Genomic DNA, 17635 nt, shown 5'->3' with positions numbered 1-17635 from the left:
ACTATCAAAAAAGGGGTGATAAAATTGAATTTTTACATTACATACGGAACTGTCGATTTTTTAAAAAAGCTCGCCAAACAGCACGGTCTTGAAAACATGTTATTTATGAAAAGCCACGATTCCGCCATTCTCTTTCACGAAACCGACGGAGAAAGCGTCTTTCATTCTCCTCACCGCTACGAAATCATCGATCAGTCGGGATCTTTGGAACATTCCGGATTCACCGTCCTCAACAACATCCCTGTCACACCGGAAGGAAGGCCGCTTTTCGAAGCCCGTTTTAAAAACAGAGCCGGAAAAATCGAAAATCAGCCCGGCTTTAAAGCCCTCAGGGTGCTGAGGCCGAAAGACAGCGATACGTATATCGTATTGACACTGTGGGACAGAGAACAGTCATTTCAAGACTGGAAAAACTCCAAGTCGTTCAGCGAAGCCCACCAAAAGAAGGAATCTTCCGCAGGAATCAACCAAGGCGGAACGATTTTTTCCCGCCCATCCTATATTTCTTCGTATCATTCTGTCGAATAACTGCCTTTTAGGCAGTTTTTTTATTTCCGAGGAAATGAGCCCTTCCTTCACACTCTGACAGCCCAGGAATACGCTGTATGAGGTTATGTTTAAAGGGGGGATCGGAAAATGGAAATTGAATTAACGTCCGTTCACTTTTTATATTTGGGCTTTATTGCAGCTATTCTCGCATTTATGCTACTTCGTCTTGATACCACCTTTATATCGCTTGTCGGGATTTTTTTCATCTCATTAGCCGCGACCCATTCAGTCATGGCGTCTGTGATGGGCATGTTTAACAGCTTAATCTACGCCGCCGGGGAACTTCTTCCGACTATTTTCATCATCTGCTTTACCGTTTCGATGAGTGAGCTGCTGGTAAAGACCGGCGTCAATGAAGCAATGGTCACTCCGATCGCCAAATGGATGAAAGGCCCTGTCTTGGCCTACTGGATCACCGGAGCTTTAATGTTTATCATTTCTTCATTTTTTTGGCCCTCCCCGGCTGTCGCATTGGTCGGCGCCGTCCTCCTGCCCGCCGCGCTGAAAGCCGGCCTCTCCCCGATGGCGGTAGCGTGCGCCATGAATTTATTCGGCCACGGTTTCGCTTTATCAGGCGATTACATCATCCAGGCAGCGCCTAAATTGACCGGAGATGCAGCCGGGCTGCCCGTTGCGGAAGTGATGTCTGCAAGCGTTCCGCTCGTCTTGATCATGGGCTTTTCGACAACGGGGGCAGCCTTTTTGATGCTCCGGAAAGAGAAAGGCAATAGAGCAGCGGCCAGTAAGCAGCTGCAAAGCGAGCCTGAGTGGCTTCTTCCCCAGACCTCCAGAAAATGGCTCGCGCTGTTGATTCCGGTCATTTTTTTAGGAGATATCGCCGCGATGCTGATATTGGAACTGCAGGGGGACGAAGCGACGGCGCTTGTCGGAGGAACGGCAGTCTTCGTCATGATTCTCATTCATTTTATCGTCCACAAACACCGGCGTCTTGAGAAAATCACCGGCTATTTCATTAGCGGATTTCAGTTTGGCTTTAAAGTGTTTGCCCCCGTCATTCCAATCGCCGCCTTTTTTTACTTGGGCGATGCGGGTTTTGAAAAAGTACTGACAGCAGAGATTCCCGGTTTTTCTAATAGGATCGTGCAGGACCTCGGCTCGGCCTTTGCCCACAGCGTTCCGCTCTCTCCGGAAATCGCCGCTGTTGCGCTCACTGTCACAGGAGCGGTGACCGGTCTTGACGGATCCGGATTTTCGGGGATTTCTCTCGCAGGATCAGCCGCTTCGATGTTTGCTGCGGCGGTTGACAGCAATCCAGCCGTTCTGACTGCGCTCGGCCAAATCTCAGCCATTTGGGTCGGCGGCGGTACGCTTGTGCCATGGGCGCTCATTCCAGTTGCAGCGATTTGCAAAGTTGACCCGTTCGATCTTGCCAGAAAAAACTTTATTCCTGTAGCTGCCGGATTAACCGTCACAACGATTGCCGCCATTTTTCTTCTATAAATACGGGACAGCAAGGTTGAACAGCGGCTCCAATTGTCATAAAATTATAAAAACTTACCATTCCTAAAAGGAGGAATTTTTTTGAGCGCATCCGGATTTGTCCGACAAATCAATAACCAGCTTGATGCCCACTACGATGAAATGGTCAAATTGAGGCGCCATTTTCATCAGCACCCGGAGCTTTCTTTTCAAGAAAAGAAAACAGCCGCATTTATCGCCTCTTACTATGAAGCGCTCGGTATTCCTATCCGCACCAACGTAGGCGGAGGCGGAGTTCTCGCCTACATCGAAGGCGGATCTCCCGGCCCCGTCATTGCGCTTCGAGCCGATTTTGACGCGCTGCCCATTCATGATGAAAAAGACGCGCCTTACCGATCGACTGTGCCGGGAGTCATGCATGCCTGCGGACACGACGGGCACACGGCAACCCTGCTTGTCCTCGCTAAAGTTTTGAATGAGCACGCGGACCGTTTAAAAGGAAAGATCGTCTTCATTCATCAGCATGCCGAGGAGTATTCGCCGGGCGGAGCCAGGCCGATGATTGAAGACGGCTGCCTTGACGGGGTTGACGTGATTTTCGGGACCCATTTGTGGGCTACAGAGCCGACGGGAACAGTTCAATACCGGACAGGACCGATCATGGCCGCTGCAGACCGTTTTACGATTACGATTAAAGGCAAAGGGGGGCATGGCGCACAGCCTCATAAAACAAAAGACGCCGTGCTGATCGGATCGCAGATCGTCACTTCCCTCCAGCAGATTGTCAGCCGCAGGCTTGATCCGACTCAGCCGGCTGTCATTTCGACAGGTTCATTTGTTGCCGACAACTCCTTTAATGTAATCGCTGATAAAGCCGTTTTAATCGGAACGGCGCGTTCCTTCAATGAAGAAATCCGCACCTTGATTGAAAACGAAATTGAACAGGTTGCAAAAGGTATATGCGGCATGCATGGCGCTGACTGCGACTATTCCTTCGAAAGGGGCTATCCGCCTGTCTGCAACCACCCGGAAGAAACGTCTTTTCTCGCAAAAATCGCCAAACAGACGGAAGGCGTTGAAAAAGTTGAAGAAAGCGGCATGCAAATGGGCGGGGAAGATTTCGCTTACTACTTGCAGCACGTCAAAGGGACATTTTTCTTCACAGGCGCCCGTCCTGAAGATCCGGAGGCGGTGTTTCCCCATCACCATCCGAAGTTTGATATCGATGAAAAAGCGATGCTGATCGCAGCCAAAGTGCTGGCAAATGCCGCGGTCTCCTATCAGGAGAAAGAGCAGGCGGTCCGCGAAACGCCTGCAATGGAACAACCGAAATAGCATAAAAAACAGCCGGATCATCAATATCCGGCTGTCTCATGAATCAATCTCAGATGGAAAACGTGCCTCGCTGTTTCCCCAAGGTGCCCAAGCAGCTTATAGTTAGCCGTTCCGCCTACGACCGCGCCGAAGCCGGGCACAAGCTGAAGCAGCTTTACAAGATCGAGATAGTCCCGGTACTCCTGCTGAAAAGCCTGCCAATCGATTTCGCGCTTTTCGGTATCCCAATGTTCGATCATGCGGAAAATTTCTTTTCGGTGCGCTTCTCCGGAAAAGGCGAGCTGAAAAATATACAGAAGAAACATCCGTTCTTCTTTCTCCTTAATATCGTATCCGTAAATCGACGCCAATTCAAACAGGCATTTCATTTTAATGCCGAGCAAGAGCGGAAAGTCCGCCAGTCCGAGAAAAATCCCGCCCGCGCCTGTTCCGATCCCTTCAACAGCAGCCGCCTTTTGATATTGAGCGATTGTCTTCTGAGCCAGCTCATCTTTTTCCCTTAGCGAAAGCGTGCCTGTTTTCTTGTCAAAAGTCGTTAAATTTGAGCCGAGCAAAGTAGCCTCGACCATCTTTTTAATGCTTTCTGTTATCGCCTTGTGAACTTTGGCGGGAATGCGGGCGTTAATTTTCGACTGTACCCCTTTCGACATCCGCTCAGCCATCGACGGCTTTCTGAGAAACTTCATTTTCCAGCGGGTCGCTTCCTCCAAATATAGCTGGTTTTCATTCATGCGCCACTCACCTCTTCTTTCATCATACTTGCGGAAAAAGAAAAGGATTCATCTATCTCTTGGCACTTTTCTTCAATCTGCTGCTGAAATAAGGCTTCAAAATCACAAATATAAGCAGCGCGGATCCGGCCAGTCCGGCGAGCATCCCGGTCCACTGCATCATGGCTCCGGCAGCGGCAGACAAAACAAGCGCCTGGACGCTCAGAACGATGTGAAGCAGGCCGAAAAAGCTCTTCCGTTTTTCTTCTGCTTTGACGGGATAAAGCTCCTGCAGTGGCAGGTGTGAAAAATGATCAAACAGCGGCGTCAGCTGAATTCCTGTAATGAATACGGTGAAGACGATGAGCGCGGCCGATACCCACTCATATGCCGAAAAATAAGCGATGATGATGCCAAAAATCACGGTCAGCCTGACGACGATGCCGAAATAGTCGTTTGATCTGATAAATGCCCTTCCGTACATATATGTAAATGTCCGGCTCTGTTCATACGGAATAAACCGGAGCATCCAATCGAGATATGCTCTTCTTTTCGCCTGTTTTCTAAGGTGGGGAACGTCCGTGAATAAGTTCGCAATTCTGTAGAACCGCTGCTTTCTTCTGATTTCGTCTTCAATATGCAGTTCCCATTTAAACGATTTTTTCTTATCGATCACCTTAAAATACACATACAGTGCGGCCATGATCAGGTAGACAGCTGCTGCAAATCCGTATGAAGACGCTAAAGCGAAATAGATCGCGATCGTGTTGAGAAGCAGTCTGACAATCCAGTCGGTGACCCTCATGTTTTTTTCGCCGAAAAACGTCATCCGCCATTGCATAGCCGTGTTCCATCCTTTTAAGACGAGCAGTTGAATCAGCAAGACGAGGTACGCGGAAAACCCCTTGCCGCTTGCTTCAAAATACAGCGGCGCCAAAGCGAGGGCCGCGGCGGCCAGCGGAAAAAGCTGCGTCAACAAACTGAATCGGAAAGCCTGCTGAAAATACGGCTCCATCTTTGCTTCGAGCGGCAGCAAAAAGACGAGATCCGCTTCTTTAATTAGCGTTCGGACGTATGAGCCTGTCAAAATGAACGAAAAGATGACGGCCATCACCCAATAGGCGGGAAAACCTTCGGGCATCTCTTTCAGCCATTTGCTGTACCAGCTCGCAGCTCCTGCAAGGAAAAAAATCATGACGATGACAAGGTGGTCATTCAGCATGTATTTCAAATATGATCTTGTTTCTTTGACATACTCCTCAATTCTTGTCTTCCAAATCCCCAGAATGCTATTCATAGCTCTCTTCCTTCGTCAGTTCAAGATACAGGTCGTCGAGGCTCGCTTCTTCCATCGAAAACTGCTCTCTGAGCTCATCAAGCGTTCCTTTCGCCCGCACTTCGCCGTTATGGAGAATAATGAAGGAGTCGCAATACCGCTCTGCCGTTGCCAAAATATGCGTCGACATCAAAACGGCCGCGCCGTTTTTCTTCGCTTCGTTCATCCGCTCGAGAAGGGCATTGATCGCCAGCGGATCAAGACCGAGAAACGGTTCGTCTATAATGTACAGGTCGGGTTCGACAAGGAAAGCGCACATGATCATAACCTTCTGCTTCATACCTTTTGAAAAATGGGCAGGGAACCATTTCAGGCGCTTCTCCATTCTGAATTCTTTCAAAAGCGGCGGAAGCCTTTTCTCGAACGTTTCCTTCGAAAGGCCGTACGCCATCGCCGTCAGCTCCAAATGCTCCTTCAATGTCAGCTCTTCATATAAAATCGGCGTTTCCGGAATAAACGTAAATTGGGAACGATAGCTTTCCGGATCGTCCATGAACGTTTTGCCGTTCAATTCAACCGATCCTTTGTGCGGTTCCATTAAGCCGATGATATGCCGGATCGTCGTGCTTTTCCCCGCTCCGTTCAAACCGATCAGCCCGACGATCTGCTCCCGTTCAATCGCAAATGAAACATCGCGCAGCACCGGGTTTCTTGTATACCCTCCAGTTAACTCATTAACAGTCAGTAGTGACATACGTTCGTTCCTTTCCTGCATTTTTCTTAATAGTACCAAAAACAAGAATGTATTTGAAACGTTTTCCCTCCCGCTTTTCGGCCTTAAAATAAAACGAATAATCGAATGCGCATCAGGACATTCTAATTCTTGAAGAAGGGAAAGCTTATCAACTCTGGCGAATGAGGTGTTTGTCAAAGACAAAATCGGCAAGAGTTCCTGAGTATGAAACATGTCAAGCTTAGAAATTTCTTTCATCCACTGAATTGAGAAAGCACCTGCTTTATTTGACATCTCCGTCATATAAAAAAGGTGTGACGATCAAATGAGGTGTTTGTCGCAGGAAATGTATAGGCGTTACAAGCTTTCATTTTGACGAAAATGGGGTGCTTGCAAAAGGCAGTTAACGTTTCTTCATTAAAGCGTACCTTCTTCAGGCAGGGTGAACGTTGGAGCCGTTCATCCTGTTTTTCGTGTTTTCGCGCAAATTGTGGTAATATGTTGCTTATACATAACCTTTCCCTGATGGAAAAAGGAGGAAAAGTATGAGCGACTGTATTTTCTGCAAAATCATAAAAGGAGAAATCCCTTGTGCAAAGGTATTTGAAAATGAACATGTACTGGCTTTTCTCGACATCAGCCAAGTCACAAAAGGGCATACGCTTGTGATTCCAAAAGTTCATAAAACCAATATTTACGAAATGACACCTGATGTTTCAAGGGAATTTTTTGAAGCGGTTCCGAAAATCGCCCAAGCTATCAAAGACGAATACGAGCCGATCGGCTTAAACCTTCTGAATAACAATGGCGAAAAAGCGGGGCAGTCCGTCTTCCACTATCACATGCACATTATTCCCCGCTACGGCAAAGGAGACGGATTCGGAGCCGTCTGGAAAACCCATGCGGATGACTATTCACCGGAAGACTTGCAGAACATTGCAGCTTCCATCAACAAACACCTGTAATCGAGACGTTGTCCAAGGGCGTCGGCAGCTGCCGGCGCCCTTTTTTCGTTCAAAAAAACTCCACATTTATCAGATCGCCCGGCACGGCTAAATAGCCATTGCTCTATATTTCACACAATTCAAATTTTTTATGTATAACCGGAACCTTTTATGATAGGATTGTTTTATATTTTTATACACGAACAGGGAGCGATTGTGATGATACGTACAACGAACTTTAACGCAGGACCAGCAGCACTGCCTTTAGAAGTGCTTCAGAAGGCAAAAGACGAATTTCTTGATTTCAATGGTGCGGGGATGTCCGTGATGGAGCTGTCCCATCGCAGCAAAGAGTATGACGCCGTTCATCAAAAAGCGAAAGCTCTGTTAAAAGAACTGATGGACATACCTGATGATTATGAAGTCATGTTTCTGCAAGGCGGAGCAAGCCTTCAGTTTTCAATGATTCCGATGAACTTTCTCTCCAAAGACAAAACGGCCCACTTCATTATGACAGGCGCTTGGTCTGAAAAAGCGCTGGCCGAAGCAAAGCTCTTCGGAAACACATCGATCATCGCGTCCAGCAAAGAAGATACGTACAGCTATATTCCTGAAGTACCGGAGATTCCGGCAGACGGGGCCTACCTTCACCTGACTTCCAACAATACGATCTTTGGAACGCAGTGGCAAAAGTTCCCCGACGCTCCGATTCCGGTTGTCGCGGACATGTCCAGCGATATTTTAAGCAGAAAAATCGATGTTTCCCAATTTGACATCATCTATGCCGGCGCTCAGAAAAACCTCGGACCGTCAGGGGTGACCGTTGTCATCATGAAAAAAGACTGGCTCGGCAAGGAAAATGAGCAAGTTGCCAAAATTCTGAAGTACTCAACACATGCCAAAGCGGATTCGCTCTACAATACCCCTCCGACATTTGCGATTTATATGCTGTCTCTCGTGCTGGAGTGGCTCAAGGAAAAAGGAGGCCTCGATGCCATTGAGAAACGCAACCGCGAAAAGGCCGGAATTTTATACAATGCGATCGACGAAAGCGGCGGATTCTACCGCGGCCATGCGAGAGAAGACAGCCGCTCAAACATGAACGTCACCTTTACGCTCAAAAATGATGAGCTGACAGCATCATTCATCGCAAAGGCAAAGGAAGAAAAAATGTCAGGGCTTGGCGGACACCGTTCGGTCGGTGGCTGCCGCGCTTCGATTTACAATGCCGTATCAGTTGAAGACTGCGAAAAGCTGGCTGCCTTTATGAAGAAATTCCGCGAAGAAAACTGATGTTTATCCTGATGATGGAAGATGGCGAAAAAGGCTTCCCCATTCCTTCGAAAGTTTGATATACTACTAGAAAGCTTTCGCAATAAATGACGAGCATATTATTGGAAAGCGTAAAAAGAGCCTAGATGAGGAGAGAATAGACATGAAAACAAAAGAATTAGTGGCTATGGCCCTGTTTGTCGCCATTGGAGCGGCGCTGCACGCTGTGATTCCGCCTTTTTTCTACGGAATGAAGCCGGATATGATGCTGATCATGATGTTTATGGGAATCCTTTTGTTCCCTAGACTGCAAAATGTTCTCGTCATCGGAGCCGTGACAGGCGTCATTTCCGCGTTGACGACGGCTTTTCCCGGGGGACAGCTGCCCAACATCATCGACAAACCGCTAACAGCCTTGATGTTCTTCGGCGTATTTCTGCTTGTGAAAAAGCTGAACAGCAAAACGCTTGCTGCCGCCGGATTAACTGCTGCAGGAACCGTTCTTTCCGGAACGATTTTCCTCACGGCTGCACTGTTCATTGTCGGCCTGCCTGGAAATCAGGGATTCATCACCCTGTTCTCTGTTGTCGTTTTACCAGCTGCCGTGATCAACACGATCGCCATGGCGGTCATCTTTCCGATCGTGCAGTCGATCATGAAGCGTTCAAGGCTGATTGAACAAGTCAAATAAAACAAGAACCTCTTCTAGAAAAGGAATATCTTTTTTGGAAGAGGTTTTTTTCGTTTTGATGGTCAAAAAAAGGGGAATCCGCCCGATATTTTATATAAGAAGCTGAATAAAAAAAAGGAGCAGGAGCGCCAACCCTGCGCTTCCCGTGCAAAAAAGCGCTTTTTGTTTAAGAATGCGTTTCGGCGGATAAGATGCAGAATATCCGAGAAGCCTTAAATAATAAAAGGAGCCGGCGGTAAACACAGCGCTTATAATTGTCAAAACAATGATTATGACAGACAACCCTCTCCCTCCTTTTTAAAAAAGTATGCTAAAATAAAGCAAGCTATGCAGAAGTTTCTAAGAAGAGGAACGGTTTGCCCGGCTCGGACGCCAATATCTAATCATGAGAAGGCCGGCGCCTGCCAAGCCTGATCTTTAAAAATATAACCGGGGTGATTTACATGTCAAAAGGCCGATCTTTAGCAGCTGGACTGATTGTAGGCGGTGTTATCGGCGGTGTTGCAGCATTGCTGACCGCGCCGACTTCAGGAAAAAACTTGAGAGGACAGCTTAAAGCCAACTGCGGTAAATGGGAAGACACCGTCAAAAGGCTGAAAAACGACGGAATCGCATTAAAAGAGCAATTCGTCAAAACCGCCATAGAAGGCGCGGAAATCATTAAAGACGTCGGCAGCGAACTGCAAACGTCCATCCAGGAATGGCGCGAGGAAATCAAACCTCATCAGCAGGACTTAAAAAAGGAAATCGCTGAGATCGAAGAAAAGATAAAACAGCTGGAGAAAACCTTACAAAACTAATATACTCAGCGAAAAAAATAAACCTTAAAAAAGGGGTGTGAATGGAAAATTTTCACGCTCCTTTTTTAGGTAAAATCCTGATTTCACACCGTAAAACTGGATTTTTTAAAAAATTCGTAAATTTACATCTTTATTAATCTTTATTTTATTGGCATAATAGAAATTATAAGATAAAGAGAAGCAGGTGAAGTGAATGAATCGAGCGGAAGAGCCCTATACGGTGAAAGAAGCCCTTTTATTCAGTCAAAGAATGGCACAGCTTAGCAAGGCGCTTTGGAAGTCGATAGAAAAGGATTGGCAGCAGTGGATTAAACCTTATGATCTGAACATTAACGAGCACCATATTTTGTGGATCGCCTACCAGCTGAACGGAGCATCCATTTCAGAAATCGCCAAGTTCGGCGTCATGCACGTATCCACAGCGTTTAATTTTTCAAAAAAGCTTGAGGAAAGAGGTTACCTGGAGTTTTCCAAAAAATTGAATGACAAACGCAACACTTACATTCAGCTGACTCCGAAAGGTGAAGAAGTTTTCCTTAAAATCCTCGAGTCTTACGATCCGACCCGGAACGCCGTCTTAAAAGGCGCTCAGCCCCTTCATCAGCTGTACGGGAAGTTTCCAGAAATCGTCGAGATGATGTCGATCATCCGCCATATTTACGGCGATGATTTCATGGAAATTTTCGAAAAATCGTTTTCAAACATCGAAAATGAATTTACGAGCGAAGAGGGCAAAATGAAGAAAAAACAAGAAGCAAAAGAAGCCGGGGAATCGATAGAGGTGGACAAACCGCTTGAGCCTCTTAAAAACTAAGCCAGATCGTACTGCCTGATAATGCTGATGAATTCGCTCATCAGCGGTTTGTAAAGACCTTGTCTGTGAAGGGCGAAAATCGTTTCGTGCACTTCAAGTTTTTCATTTAACTGTCCGGCAAAAAGCGTGAGGAGATGATCGAACATCACAAATCCTTGCGCTTTTTGTGCTTCAAGCTCCTTTGAGAGCTCTTCGCACAGCTTTTCCGTTTCCTTTGCTTCTTCCTCTGATAAGCCCTTTTCGATCAATATTTTATAGTACGGATACTCTTCCATATCCGCATTGTTCAATAACAGTTTGATGTAATATTCCAGCCGCTCGAGGCGTTGCTCCATTGAGTTCATATTTGTCTCTTCTCTCCCTTTCTCTTATTTTAGCCGATATTCCCTTCTGATGAAAGTTCAACACTGGAGATTTCTGATCCTTTTACACCCTTCTAAATTCTTTGGAAAATGACGAAATTTTTTTCGAAAAAGGGATTGATTTTTCTCATCCAGAGGAGTAAATTATTCTGAGGATTTCATATAACAGTTTGTTGAAACGGAAGGATGTCATTTATGAGTTGCTGGAAAACCATCAATCTCGTTAAAGATTATGGAGGCATGCGCATCGTGCTCACTGCCGTCAGTTTAATGATTTTATTTTTTATTCCCGAATATTTAGCGATGCAGCTTATTCATCCGCAAACTGTTCAGAGAGGCGATCATGCCCTTTTGTTTGCAGGACTTTTGGTTGCAGCTATAATCGCCCATAAAATTCTTCATATCTTGCCGATGATCAGCAAGAAAAAGTTAGAAAAAAAGATTTATTGGTTGAAAATGAGAACATGGAGAGAAATTCCGAAAAACATGATGCTTGTCTCTCTTCTCTGCCCTTTTTTGGTCATCACGCCTGTTTTGTTTTACGCGGGGGCGGCGATGCCGAGCTTTGCTCACTATTTCTGCATCATCTCAAGCATTCATTTCGGCTATTGTCTGCCTGATTTTCTGTTTGCCTGGAAACTGATCAAAGCGCCTAAAAACTGCTTTGTCGATCAGGAAGCCGACGATTTTGATATTTTAATACAAAAATAATCCAGCTGCTAGGCAGTTGGAAATTCCTTTTTTTCAGTCTATTTTCTATCTTTTTTAATAAATATTTGGTAATGTAGTATGGAGCAGAAACAGAGAGGGGGATCTCCTATCATCCTTTTTTATTTCATCTTGTTTGCGGTTTTTACTGTCTTCAACATAAACAAGCTTACAAACTCTTTATGCCTTGTCAGAGAGATTCCTGAAGAGCGGCAGGATAAGGTATTTAGAATGATTAATGTGCTGATCTTAATTTTATTGATCTCATCATTCATTGAGATTTCCTTTACGGTGTAAAGAAAAAGGATAGCTGCCGATCGTATTGATCCGGCAGCTATCCTTTTGTTTATTAGCATATCCAAGAAGCACCAATAATAATTAATAAGATGAACAGCACCACAAGCAGCGCAAAGCCGCCAGCGAAACCTCCTGCATAACCGTCGCCCATATTGACACCTCCTCTGCCCCAGTCGTTACATTAGTGTATGCACGAATGTCATGAAACGATTAGGCTATCGTCCAAAAGAAAAGAACCGCCTGAAAAAATGACGGTTCTTTTCTCATTTTCTAAGGTTTTAGTACAGATAAGCTGCACCAACGATGATTAATAAAATGAACAACACGACCAATAAAGCAAAACCGCTTGAGTATCCTCCGCTCATGTTATTGACCTCCTTTTCTTGATCAATATATTTGTATGAGCGGAAAGAAAATTTGACTAGACGGATGCCCCTCTGTTGAAAATCTTTTTACAGCATGTCAGAATATGATATGATACAATTCAAAGGAAAGTTTAAACTGTTATGATTAGGAGTGTTTGCATTTATGAAGAAGATTGCAATTGCGGCGATTACAGCGACAAGCGTGCTGGCTCTCAGCGCATGCAGCGGGGGAGATTCTGAGGTTGTTGCGGAAACAAAAGCTGGAAATATTACAAAAGAAGACCTTTATCAAACATTAAAAGACAATGCCGGAGCGGACGCACTGAACATGCTTGTTCAGCAAAAAGTACTCGATGATAAATACGATGTCTCCGACAAAGAAATCGACAAAAAGCTGAACGAGTACAAAAAATCAATGGGTGACCAGCTCAACCAGCTCATTGACCAAAAAGGCGAAGACTTCGTCAAAGAACAGATCAAATACGAACTTCTGATGCAAAAAGCCGCAAAGGATAACATAAAAGTAACCGATGATGACGTAAAAGAATATTATGACGGCCTGAAAGGCAAAATCCACTTAAGCCACATTCTTGTGAAAGAAAAGAAAACGGCTGAAGAAGTTGAGAAAAAGCTGAAAAAAGGCGAAAAATTCGAAGACCTTGCAAAAGAGTATTCAACTGACGGTACAGCCGAAAAAGGCGGCGACCTCGGCTGGGTCGGCAAAGACGATAACATGGACAAGGATTTCGTCAAAGCGGCATTTGCTTTGAAAACCGGCGAAATCAGCGGACCTGTGAAATCCCAATTCGGCTATCACATCATTAAAAAAGACGAAGAACGCGGCAAATATGAAGACATGAAAAAAGAGCTTAAAAAAGAAGTCCAAGAACAAAAGCAAAATGATCAAACTGAACTGCAATCCGTCATTGACAAACTTGTCAAAGATGCTGATTTAAAAGTAAAAGACAAAGAGTTGAAAAAACAAGTCGACCAGCGTCAAGCTCAGACAAGCAGCAGCAGCTGACGCCAAAAAAGCTGTCCTCCCCTCGTTGGGGTCGGACAGCTTTTTTTATGCGATGGAATGGCTGTCAGCCGATTTTTCATGCTGTTCTTGATCTTCATCCAGTGTACGCTTCATGCGCTTTGCTTTTTCTTTTTCCATCCGTTCGATATAAATGCGGCCTTCTTTTTCGATAAAAGCCTGGTCAATCTTTTCCTCTTCCTTTGCCGTCGTCATCAGCTTATAGGCGCTGAAAATAATGCCGACGATGCAAAGGTACACCCACCACGGAAACAGCAGCACGGCTTTTCCCCCTTTTTTGAATAAACTGTATACCAGACATTATGCAAAAGGGAGACAAGTTATGACGCTTATTTGTGAAAAACGGGCTTATAAAAGGAACGGTTATCCAATGCGAAGACCCGTTCGGTATATTCTCCCGGCTTAACCCGTTCGAGCGCTCTGTCCATCATATTGATCTTCGCGTCAATGTTGTCGATATAGTGAAGAATTTCCGCTTCCTTGACCATCGGCGGCTTCGGACTGCCCCATTCGGGTTTGCCGTGATGGCTTAAAATCAAATGCTGAAGAATCAGCACTTCTTCTGAATCAATTTGAAGCTCTTCGGCGGCTTTTGCAATTTCTGTCACCATAATCGATATGTGCCCCAGCAGGTTCCCTTCGACAGTATATGTCGTGGACACCGGGCCGGATAGTTCTTTTACTTTTCCAAGGTCATGCAGAATGACGCCTGCGTATAAAAGGTCGCGATCGAGCGACGGATACAGGTCTGCGACCGATTTGGCCAGGTTCAGCATGGAAACAACATGGTACGCGAGACCTGACACGAACTCGTGGTGATTTTTCGTCGCAGCCGGATAATCAATGAATTCCTTGCCGTATTTTTTGACAAGATGCCTTGTGATTCGCTGTATATTCGGGTTTTTCATTTCAAAAATATATTGAGTGACCGCATCCATCATTTCGTTTTTGGGAATCGGTGCAGTTTCAAGAAAGTCATCGATTTTGACGTTTTCGTTCTCGCCTGCAGGTCTGATGTTTCTCAGCTTCAGCTGGTTCCGCCCGCGGTAATGATGAATGTCGCCGACCACTTTCACGATCGTCTGCGGGCCGTAGGTCACTTCGTCCTGCTGCTTGGCGTCCCACAGCTTTGCTTCTATATCTCCGGACTGATCCTGCAGCATCAGCGTTAAAAACGGTTTCCCGTTGCTTGCGATTCCTTTCGTTGACGATTTAATGAGCAAGTACAAATCCACCTGCTCGCCAACTTCGTGCAGCATGATACCTTTTGCCATGATAAAGCTCCCTCCGTTTTCCTACATAAAATCATTATAGCACACACTTTTATTTGTTAGTCATCTCCTTTCCTTCCACCTTTTTCATTCCGGAAGGCAGCAGAATCACATCTTCATCGCGGAAAGCTTCTCTTACATGTTCATGACACGTAAAATACAAGATTTGCTGATCTTCGCCTGAAAGCTTTTTTAAAATGTTCAGCACTTGTTTAAATCTCTCTTGGTCGAAGTGGACAAAGCTGTCATCCAGCTGGAACGGCAATTTGACATTCTTTTGATGGGAGAGGGCCAGAGCGAATCGGATCGCTAAATAGAGCTGTTCACAAGTCGCCTGAGACAGTTCGTGTGCGCAAAAAAGAGCTCCGTCTTTCCGCATGACCATCATGGAATCATCTGTTTCAGAAAAATAAATTTTTTCGTATTGTCCGGCAGTCAATGGGTTCAGTAATGTTTCAGCCGTCTGTAACAGCTTCGGAAGCCGAACCTTCTTATGTTCATCTATCTTGTTTTGGACCGCCTGCCGGATCAGCTTGACGGCTGCCCACTTTTTGGCCAATTCGGCGACCCGCTCTTTTTGCATCCCGGTCTGATAGGCAAGCTCCGATACCGCTCCTGATTCCTCAAGTCTGGCGAGCTCTGCATGGAAATTAGCCGCCGTCTGCCTTTCTTCTGTCAGCTGCTTTTCTATGCGCGCTCTTTTTTCCTGAGTCTCGGCCAGCTTTCCTTTCAGTTCTGCCAGAGAGTGGCCTGAGGCGAGCATAACGGCCTTCTCGTCCTGTCTGCCGAGCTCTCTTTTGAGCTGCCCGAGCCTAGCCGTTAGTTCTTTTCTGGCTTGATCGCGCTTCGCCAGTCCGACGAACATCTCACGGCCGTCCGCCCCTGCTTTTTGAAAGAGTTCGGCAATTTGAGATTGGAAGTATTCCACCTCTTTCGCCAGCTCTTTGATTTGTTCGGCCGCATGCTTTAAAGACACGTCTGCTTCCTGTTTTTGACGAAGTTTCTCTTTTTGGGACTCAAGCTCGCTTTTCAGCTGAAACACCTGCTCTTGGACGCTTCCGCCCGCAAGGCTGAGGGATGTGACAAGCTTTCTCAATCCCGCTTCAAAGGATGCTTTTTTAGCATGAAGGCGGCTCAGTTCCTTCTCGATATCCCGCTTTTTCAAAATTTCCTCTCTGAGTTCCTTAATCAAAGCGTACGCATCAGCTAAAAATGACGGGTCAATTGAAAGATTCAGCTCTTTTAAATAGCGCTCGGTCTTCTCCTGATACGGACGGATATCCTTTTCCCACTCTTCGAATTTTTGAATCGCTCTTTCATATTCCGCTTCTTTCTGTCTGAGCTCAGCTTGTTTGGCGATAAGGAGCTGCCGGGTTTGGTCGTCCTTCCACAGCTCCTCCCTTAAAGCGCTGTCGCTTACTCCGCCTTTTGAACCGCTGTGGTCAATATCATCCAGCTGTTTTTGAATAAAAGCCGCCGCCGCGGAAGGCTCAGGCTTTTTTAAAATAAAAGCGGCAAATATCAGCAAAATCGGCGCGAGCAAAGCGCCCGGGAACCACTCCTTGAAAAAGAGCGCCGCAAAAGCTGCCGCAAAAGCAGCGCAAAGCGCTCCCGCAAAAGCGGTCCTTCTTCTTTTCATCCGAACTTTTTGTTCTTGCTTCAGATAGGACAGCTGAAGGATCAGCTCTTCCCGCCTTCCGGCATGACCGCCGGCGGACGCAAGGCGGCCAAGGGTTTCTTCCTTTTGTTTTCGGACATCATCGGGCATCACTTCATTGCTGAGAGCGGCATGGGCCTGTTCCGCTTCCTCCAGATCAGCCCTCGCCTGCTCAAACCGCTCGTCGAGCGACCGCTTCAGTTCGCGCAGCTCTATGTATGCCTGAACGGTTTCCTGCAGTTTCCACTCGTATTCATACGTGGTGTCCGCATTGAGGATATCGTATTCCTCGATTTGCAGGCGGTCAAGCCCCGCTTGAACCCGTCCGTTTATCTGGTGAAGCTGTTCAGTCAAAGACGCGATTTTTTCGGTATACGACTGGTAAAACGGATACGCCGTTAAAAGCTCTTCCGCTTCGGCTTCGTGCTCGAGGAAGTCTTCAGCCGGTGCAAAAGCGGCGGCGCGCTGTTCCAAACCGCGCTTTTTTTCTTCCAGCGCCTTCAGCTGAGCCGCTTTTGGATGCAGGTGGGATTCGAGCTTTTCGAGCTCGAAAAGTCCGCCTTCGGGGAAACGGCTTTCTTCTGAGCCGCCGAGGGATGCGAGCTGCTCTTTTAGCTGGCGCATTTCCGCGGCCGCCGGCAGAATCTCAATGGCCTGCTCGATTTGTAAGACGAGATGCTCAAGATCTTTGAGCAGTTGTCCGCTTTCCTTTATCGACGCCTCAGCGCCTTTTTTTTCGTTTAAGAGACGGTAATAGCCGCCTTCCCGCGCTTTCGCCTTTTTCAAATCTTCAGAAAGCCTTTTTAACCGATCAAGCTCCTGGTTCAGCTCCGGCTTCCTTCCGTTCGGTTTAAACAGCTCTTCCTGCTTTTTCACGAGGCCGGCATCCAGCTTGGAAATCGCATCAGAGCCGAACAGACTTGAAAACAGCAGAAAACGGCCGATTTTGTCGCGGTTGAATTTATGGATTTCCTGAAGGCCGAACACGTCAAATGAGTAGATCGCTTTATACAGCTGCCTGTCGATGCCTGACAGCAGCTCATTTAAAAAACCTTCCGGCTTCGTGCTGCCGTCTTCCAAGTAAACGGTGACCCGCTCGGGCTTTCCGGCCGTCCGTTCGATTCGGATTTGGCCGAAATCAGGGTGTCCGACCTCAAGCATCCCCCCGTAAATGACGCCCGTTTTCGGCTCGTACCGTTTCGTCTTCGGAAAACCGAACAGCACGCTTTCAATAAACGACATGAGCGTCGTTTTCCCGGCTTCATTGAGTCCGTAGATCAAATGCAGATTTGAAGGAGACAGGCGGAATGTCTGATTGGCGAATTTACCGTATCCGTATATATGTATCGCATGTATATTCACCCTGCAT

The 17635-nt window shown here is 46.5% G+C and carries 21 protein-coding genes; 11 read left to right on the top strand and 10 right to left on the bottom strand.

Annotated features, from left to right (window positions below; translation table 11 throughout):
• Nucleotides 1-24: 24 nt before the first annotated feature.
• The 3 genes from H7F26_RS11960 to H7F26_RS11950 all read left to right on the top strand — a co-directional run bounded on the left by H7F26_RS11960 (nt 25) and on the right by H7F26_RS11950 (nt 3324).
• Nucleotides 25-528: an antibiotic biosynthesis monooxygenase family protein gene (locus H7F26_RS11960; protein WP_011197717.1), complete on the top strand. Its 504-nt coding sequence runs from the start codon at nt 25-27 to the stop codon at nt 526-528.
• 108 nt (nt 529-636) lie between these two features.
• Nucleotides 637-2010 carry a hypothetical protein gene (locus H7F26_RS11955; RefSeq protein WP_011197716.1) on the top strand — a complete coding sequence of 458 codons (1374 nt, stop codon included), beginning with the start codon at nt 637-639 and terminating at the stop codon, nt 2008-2010.
• A 141-nt stretch (nt 2011-2151) separates the two neighbouring features.
• On the top strand, nt 2152-3324 hold the full coding sequence (locus H7F26_RS11950) for a M20 family metallopeptidase (protein ID WP_162840067.1): 1173 nt from the start codon (nt 2152-2154) through the stop codon (nt 3322-3324).
• Between the two features lie 20 nt (nt 3325-3344).
• Here the strand turns inward: H7F26_RS11950 and H7F26_RS11945 are convergent, their stop codons facing one another.
• The 3 genes from H7F26_RS11945 to H7F26_RS11935 are packed head-to-tail and all read right to left on the bottom strand — an operon-like array spanning nt 3345 to nt 6064.
• Nucleotides 3345-4055, bottom strand: a complete 711-nt coding sequence (locus H7F26_RS11945) for an EcsC family protein (RefSeq protein WP_011197714.1) — start codon at nt 4053-4055, stop codon at nt 3345-3347.
• A 52-nt stretch (nt 4056-4107) separates the two neighbouring features.
• A complete protein-coding gene (locus H7F26_RS11940) occupies nt 4108-5331 on the bottom strand; it encodes an ABC transporter permease (RefSeq protein ID WP_017474239.1) in 1224 nt (407 codons plus the stop codon).
• Nucleotides 5324-6064: an ABC transporter ATP-binding protein gene (locus tag H7F26_RS11935; RefSeq protein WP_020450802.1), complete on the bottom strand. Its 741-nt coding sequence runs from the start codon at nt 6062-6064 to the stop codon at nt 5324-5326. The genes H7F26_RS11940 and H7F26_RS11935 overlap by 8 nt, the downstream gene beginning before the upstream one ends.
• 524 nt (nt 6065-6588) lie before the next feature.
• On the opposite strand from H7F26_RS11935, the gene H7F26_RS11930 reads away from it, so the two are divergent.
• The 3 genes from H7F26_RS11930 to H7F26_RS11920 all read left to right on the top strand — a co-directional run bounded on the left by H7F26_RS11930 (nt 6589) and on the right by H7F26_RS11920 (nt 8950).
• Nucleotides 6589-7008: an HIT family protein gene (locus tag H7F26_RS11930; protein ID WP_003180263.1), complete on the top strand. Its 420-nt coding sequence runs from the start codon at nt 6589-6591 to the stop codon at nt 7006-7008.
• A 198-nt stretch (nt 7009-7206) separates the two neighbouring features.
• On the top strand, nt 7207-8280 hold the full coding sequence (gene serC, locus H7F26_RS11925; RefSeq protein ID WP_003180262.1) for a 3-phosphoserine/phosphohydroxythreonine transaminase: 1074 nt from the start codon (nt 7207-7209) through the stop codon (nt 8278-8280).
• A gap of 142 nt (nt 8281-8422) precedes the next feature.
• Nucleotides 8423-8950 carry a tryptophan transporter gene (locus tag H7F26_RS11920; RefSeq protein ID WP_003180260.1) on the top strand — a complete coding sequence of 176 codons (528 nt, stop codon included), beginning with the start codon at nt 8423-8425 and terminating at the stop codon, nt 8948-8950.
• Nucleotides 8951-9040: 90 nt separating this feature from the next.
• On the opposite strand, the gene H7F26_RS21980 is transcribed toward H7F26_RS11920, so the two are convergent.
• On the bottom strand, nt 9041-9232 hold the full coding sequence (locus H7F26_RS21980; protein WP_003180258.1) for a membrane protein YhzF: 192 nt from the start codon (nt 9230-9232) through the stop codon (nt 9041-9043).
• Nucleotides 9233-9393: 161 nt separating this feature from the next.
• On the opposite strand from H7F26_RS21980, the gene H7F26_RS11915 reads away from it, so the two are divergent.
• Nucleotides 9394-9750, top strand: a complete 357-nt coding sequence (locus H7F26_RS11915) for a YtxH domain-containing protein (protein WP_003180256.1) — start codon at nt 9394-9396, stop codon at nt 9748-9750.
• 193 nt (nt 9751-9943) lie between these two features.
• Nucleotides 9944-10564: an HTH-type transcriptional regulator Hpr gene (locus H7F26_RS11910; protein ID WP_003180254.1), complete on the top strand. Its 621-nt coding sequence runs from the start codon at nt 9944-9946 to the stop codon at nt 10562-10564.
• Here H7F26_RS11910 and H7F26_RS11905 read toward each other — a convergent pair.
• The gene (locus tag H7F26_RS11905) at nt 10561-10908 is read right to left on the bottom strand and encodes a YhaI family protein (protein ID WP_003180252.1); all 348 of its coding nucleotides are present in this window, start codon (nt 10906-10908) and stop codon (nt 10561-10563) included. The genes H7F26_RS11910 and H7F26_RS11905 overlap by 4 nt on opposite strands.
• Nucleotides 10909-11121: 213 nt before the next feature.
• Here H7F26_RS11905 and H7F26_RS11900 point away from each other — a divergent pair, with 213 nt between their 5' ends.
• Both H7F26_RS11900 and H7F26_RS11895 read left to right on the top strand, forming a co-directional pair.
• Complete coding sequence (locus H7F26_RS11900; RefSeq protein ID WP_003180250.1) at nt 11122-11637, top strand: DUF3267 domain-containing protein; 516 nt, start codon at nt 11122-11124, stop codon at nt 11635-11637.
• 78 nt (nt 11638-11715) lie between these two features.
• Nucleotides 11716-11931: a hypothetical protein gene (locus tag H7F26_RS11895; protein ID WP_003180249.1), complete on the top strand. Its 216-nt coding sequence runs from the start codon at nt 11716-11718 to the stop codon at nt 11929-11931.
• A 52-nt stretch (nt 11932-11983) separates the two neighbouring features.
• Here the strand turns inward: H7F26_RS11895 and H7F26_RS11890 are convergent, their stop codons facing one another.
• On the bottom strand, nt 11984-12082 hold the full coding sequence (locus tag H7F26_RS11890) for a YjcZ family sporulation protein (protein ID WP_003180247.1): 99 nt from the start codon (nt 12080-12082) through the stop codon (nt 11984-11986).
• Nucleotides 12083-12209: 127 nt separating this feature from the next.
• The gene (locus tag H7F26_RS11885) at nt 12210-12296 is read right to left on the bottom strand and encodes a YjcZ family sporulation protein (RefSeq protein WP_003180245.1); all 87 of its coding nucleotides are present in this window, start codon (nt 12294-12296) and stop codon (nt 12210-12212) included.
• Between the two features lie 163 nt (nt 12297-12459).
• Between H7F26_RS11885 and H7F26_RS11880 the strand changes: the two genes are divergently transcribed.
• Nucleotides 12460-13320 carry a peptidylprolyl isomerase gene (locus H7F26_RS11880; protein ID WP_003180243.1) on the top strand — a complete coding sequence of 287 codons (861 nt, stop codon included), beginning with the start codon at nt 12460-12462 and terminating at the stop codon, nt 13318-13320.
• 45 nt (nt 13321-13365) lie between these two features.
• Here the strand turns inward: H7F26_RS11880 and H7F26_RS11875 are convergent, their stop codons facing one another.
• From H7F26_RS11875 to H7F26_RS11865, 3 genes are all read right to left on the bottom strand, one after another.
• A complete protein-coding gene (locus H7F26_RS11875) occupies nt 13366-13599 on the bottom strand; it encodes a sporulation YhaL family protein (RefSeq protein ID WP_003180242.1) in 234 nt (77 codons plus the stop codon).
• A 68-nt stretch (nt 13600-13667) separates the two neighbouring features.
• Nucleotides 13668-14612 (bottom strand): 3'-5' exoribonuclease YhaM, encoded by a 945-nt coding sequence (gene yhaM, locus H7F26_RS11870; protein WP_016886154.1) that lies wholly within the window; start codon nt 14610-14612, stop codon nt 13668-13670.
• A gap of 49 nt (nt 14613-14661) precedes the next feature.
• A complete protein-coding gene (locus tag H7F26_RS11865) occupies nt 14662-17628 on the bottom strand; it encodes an ATP-binding protein (protein WP_011197711.1) in 2967 nt (988 codons plus the stop codon).
• Nucleotides 17629-17635 lie beyond the last annotated feature (7 nt).

The sequence above is a fragment of the Bacillus sp. PAMC28748 genome (assembly GCF_014250415.1).
In the GTDB taxonomy this organism is placed as follows: domain Bacteria; phylum Bacillota; class Bacilli; order Bacillales; family Bacillaceae; genus Bacillus; species Bacillus licheniformis.
Note: the sequence above shows the minus strand (reverse complement) of the source record. Positions and strands in the feature narration are given on the sequence as shown.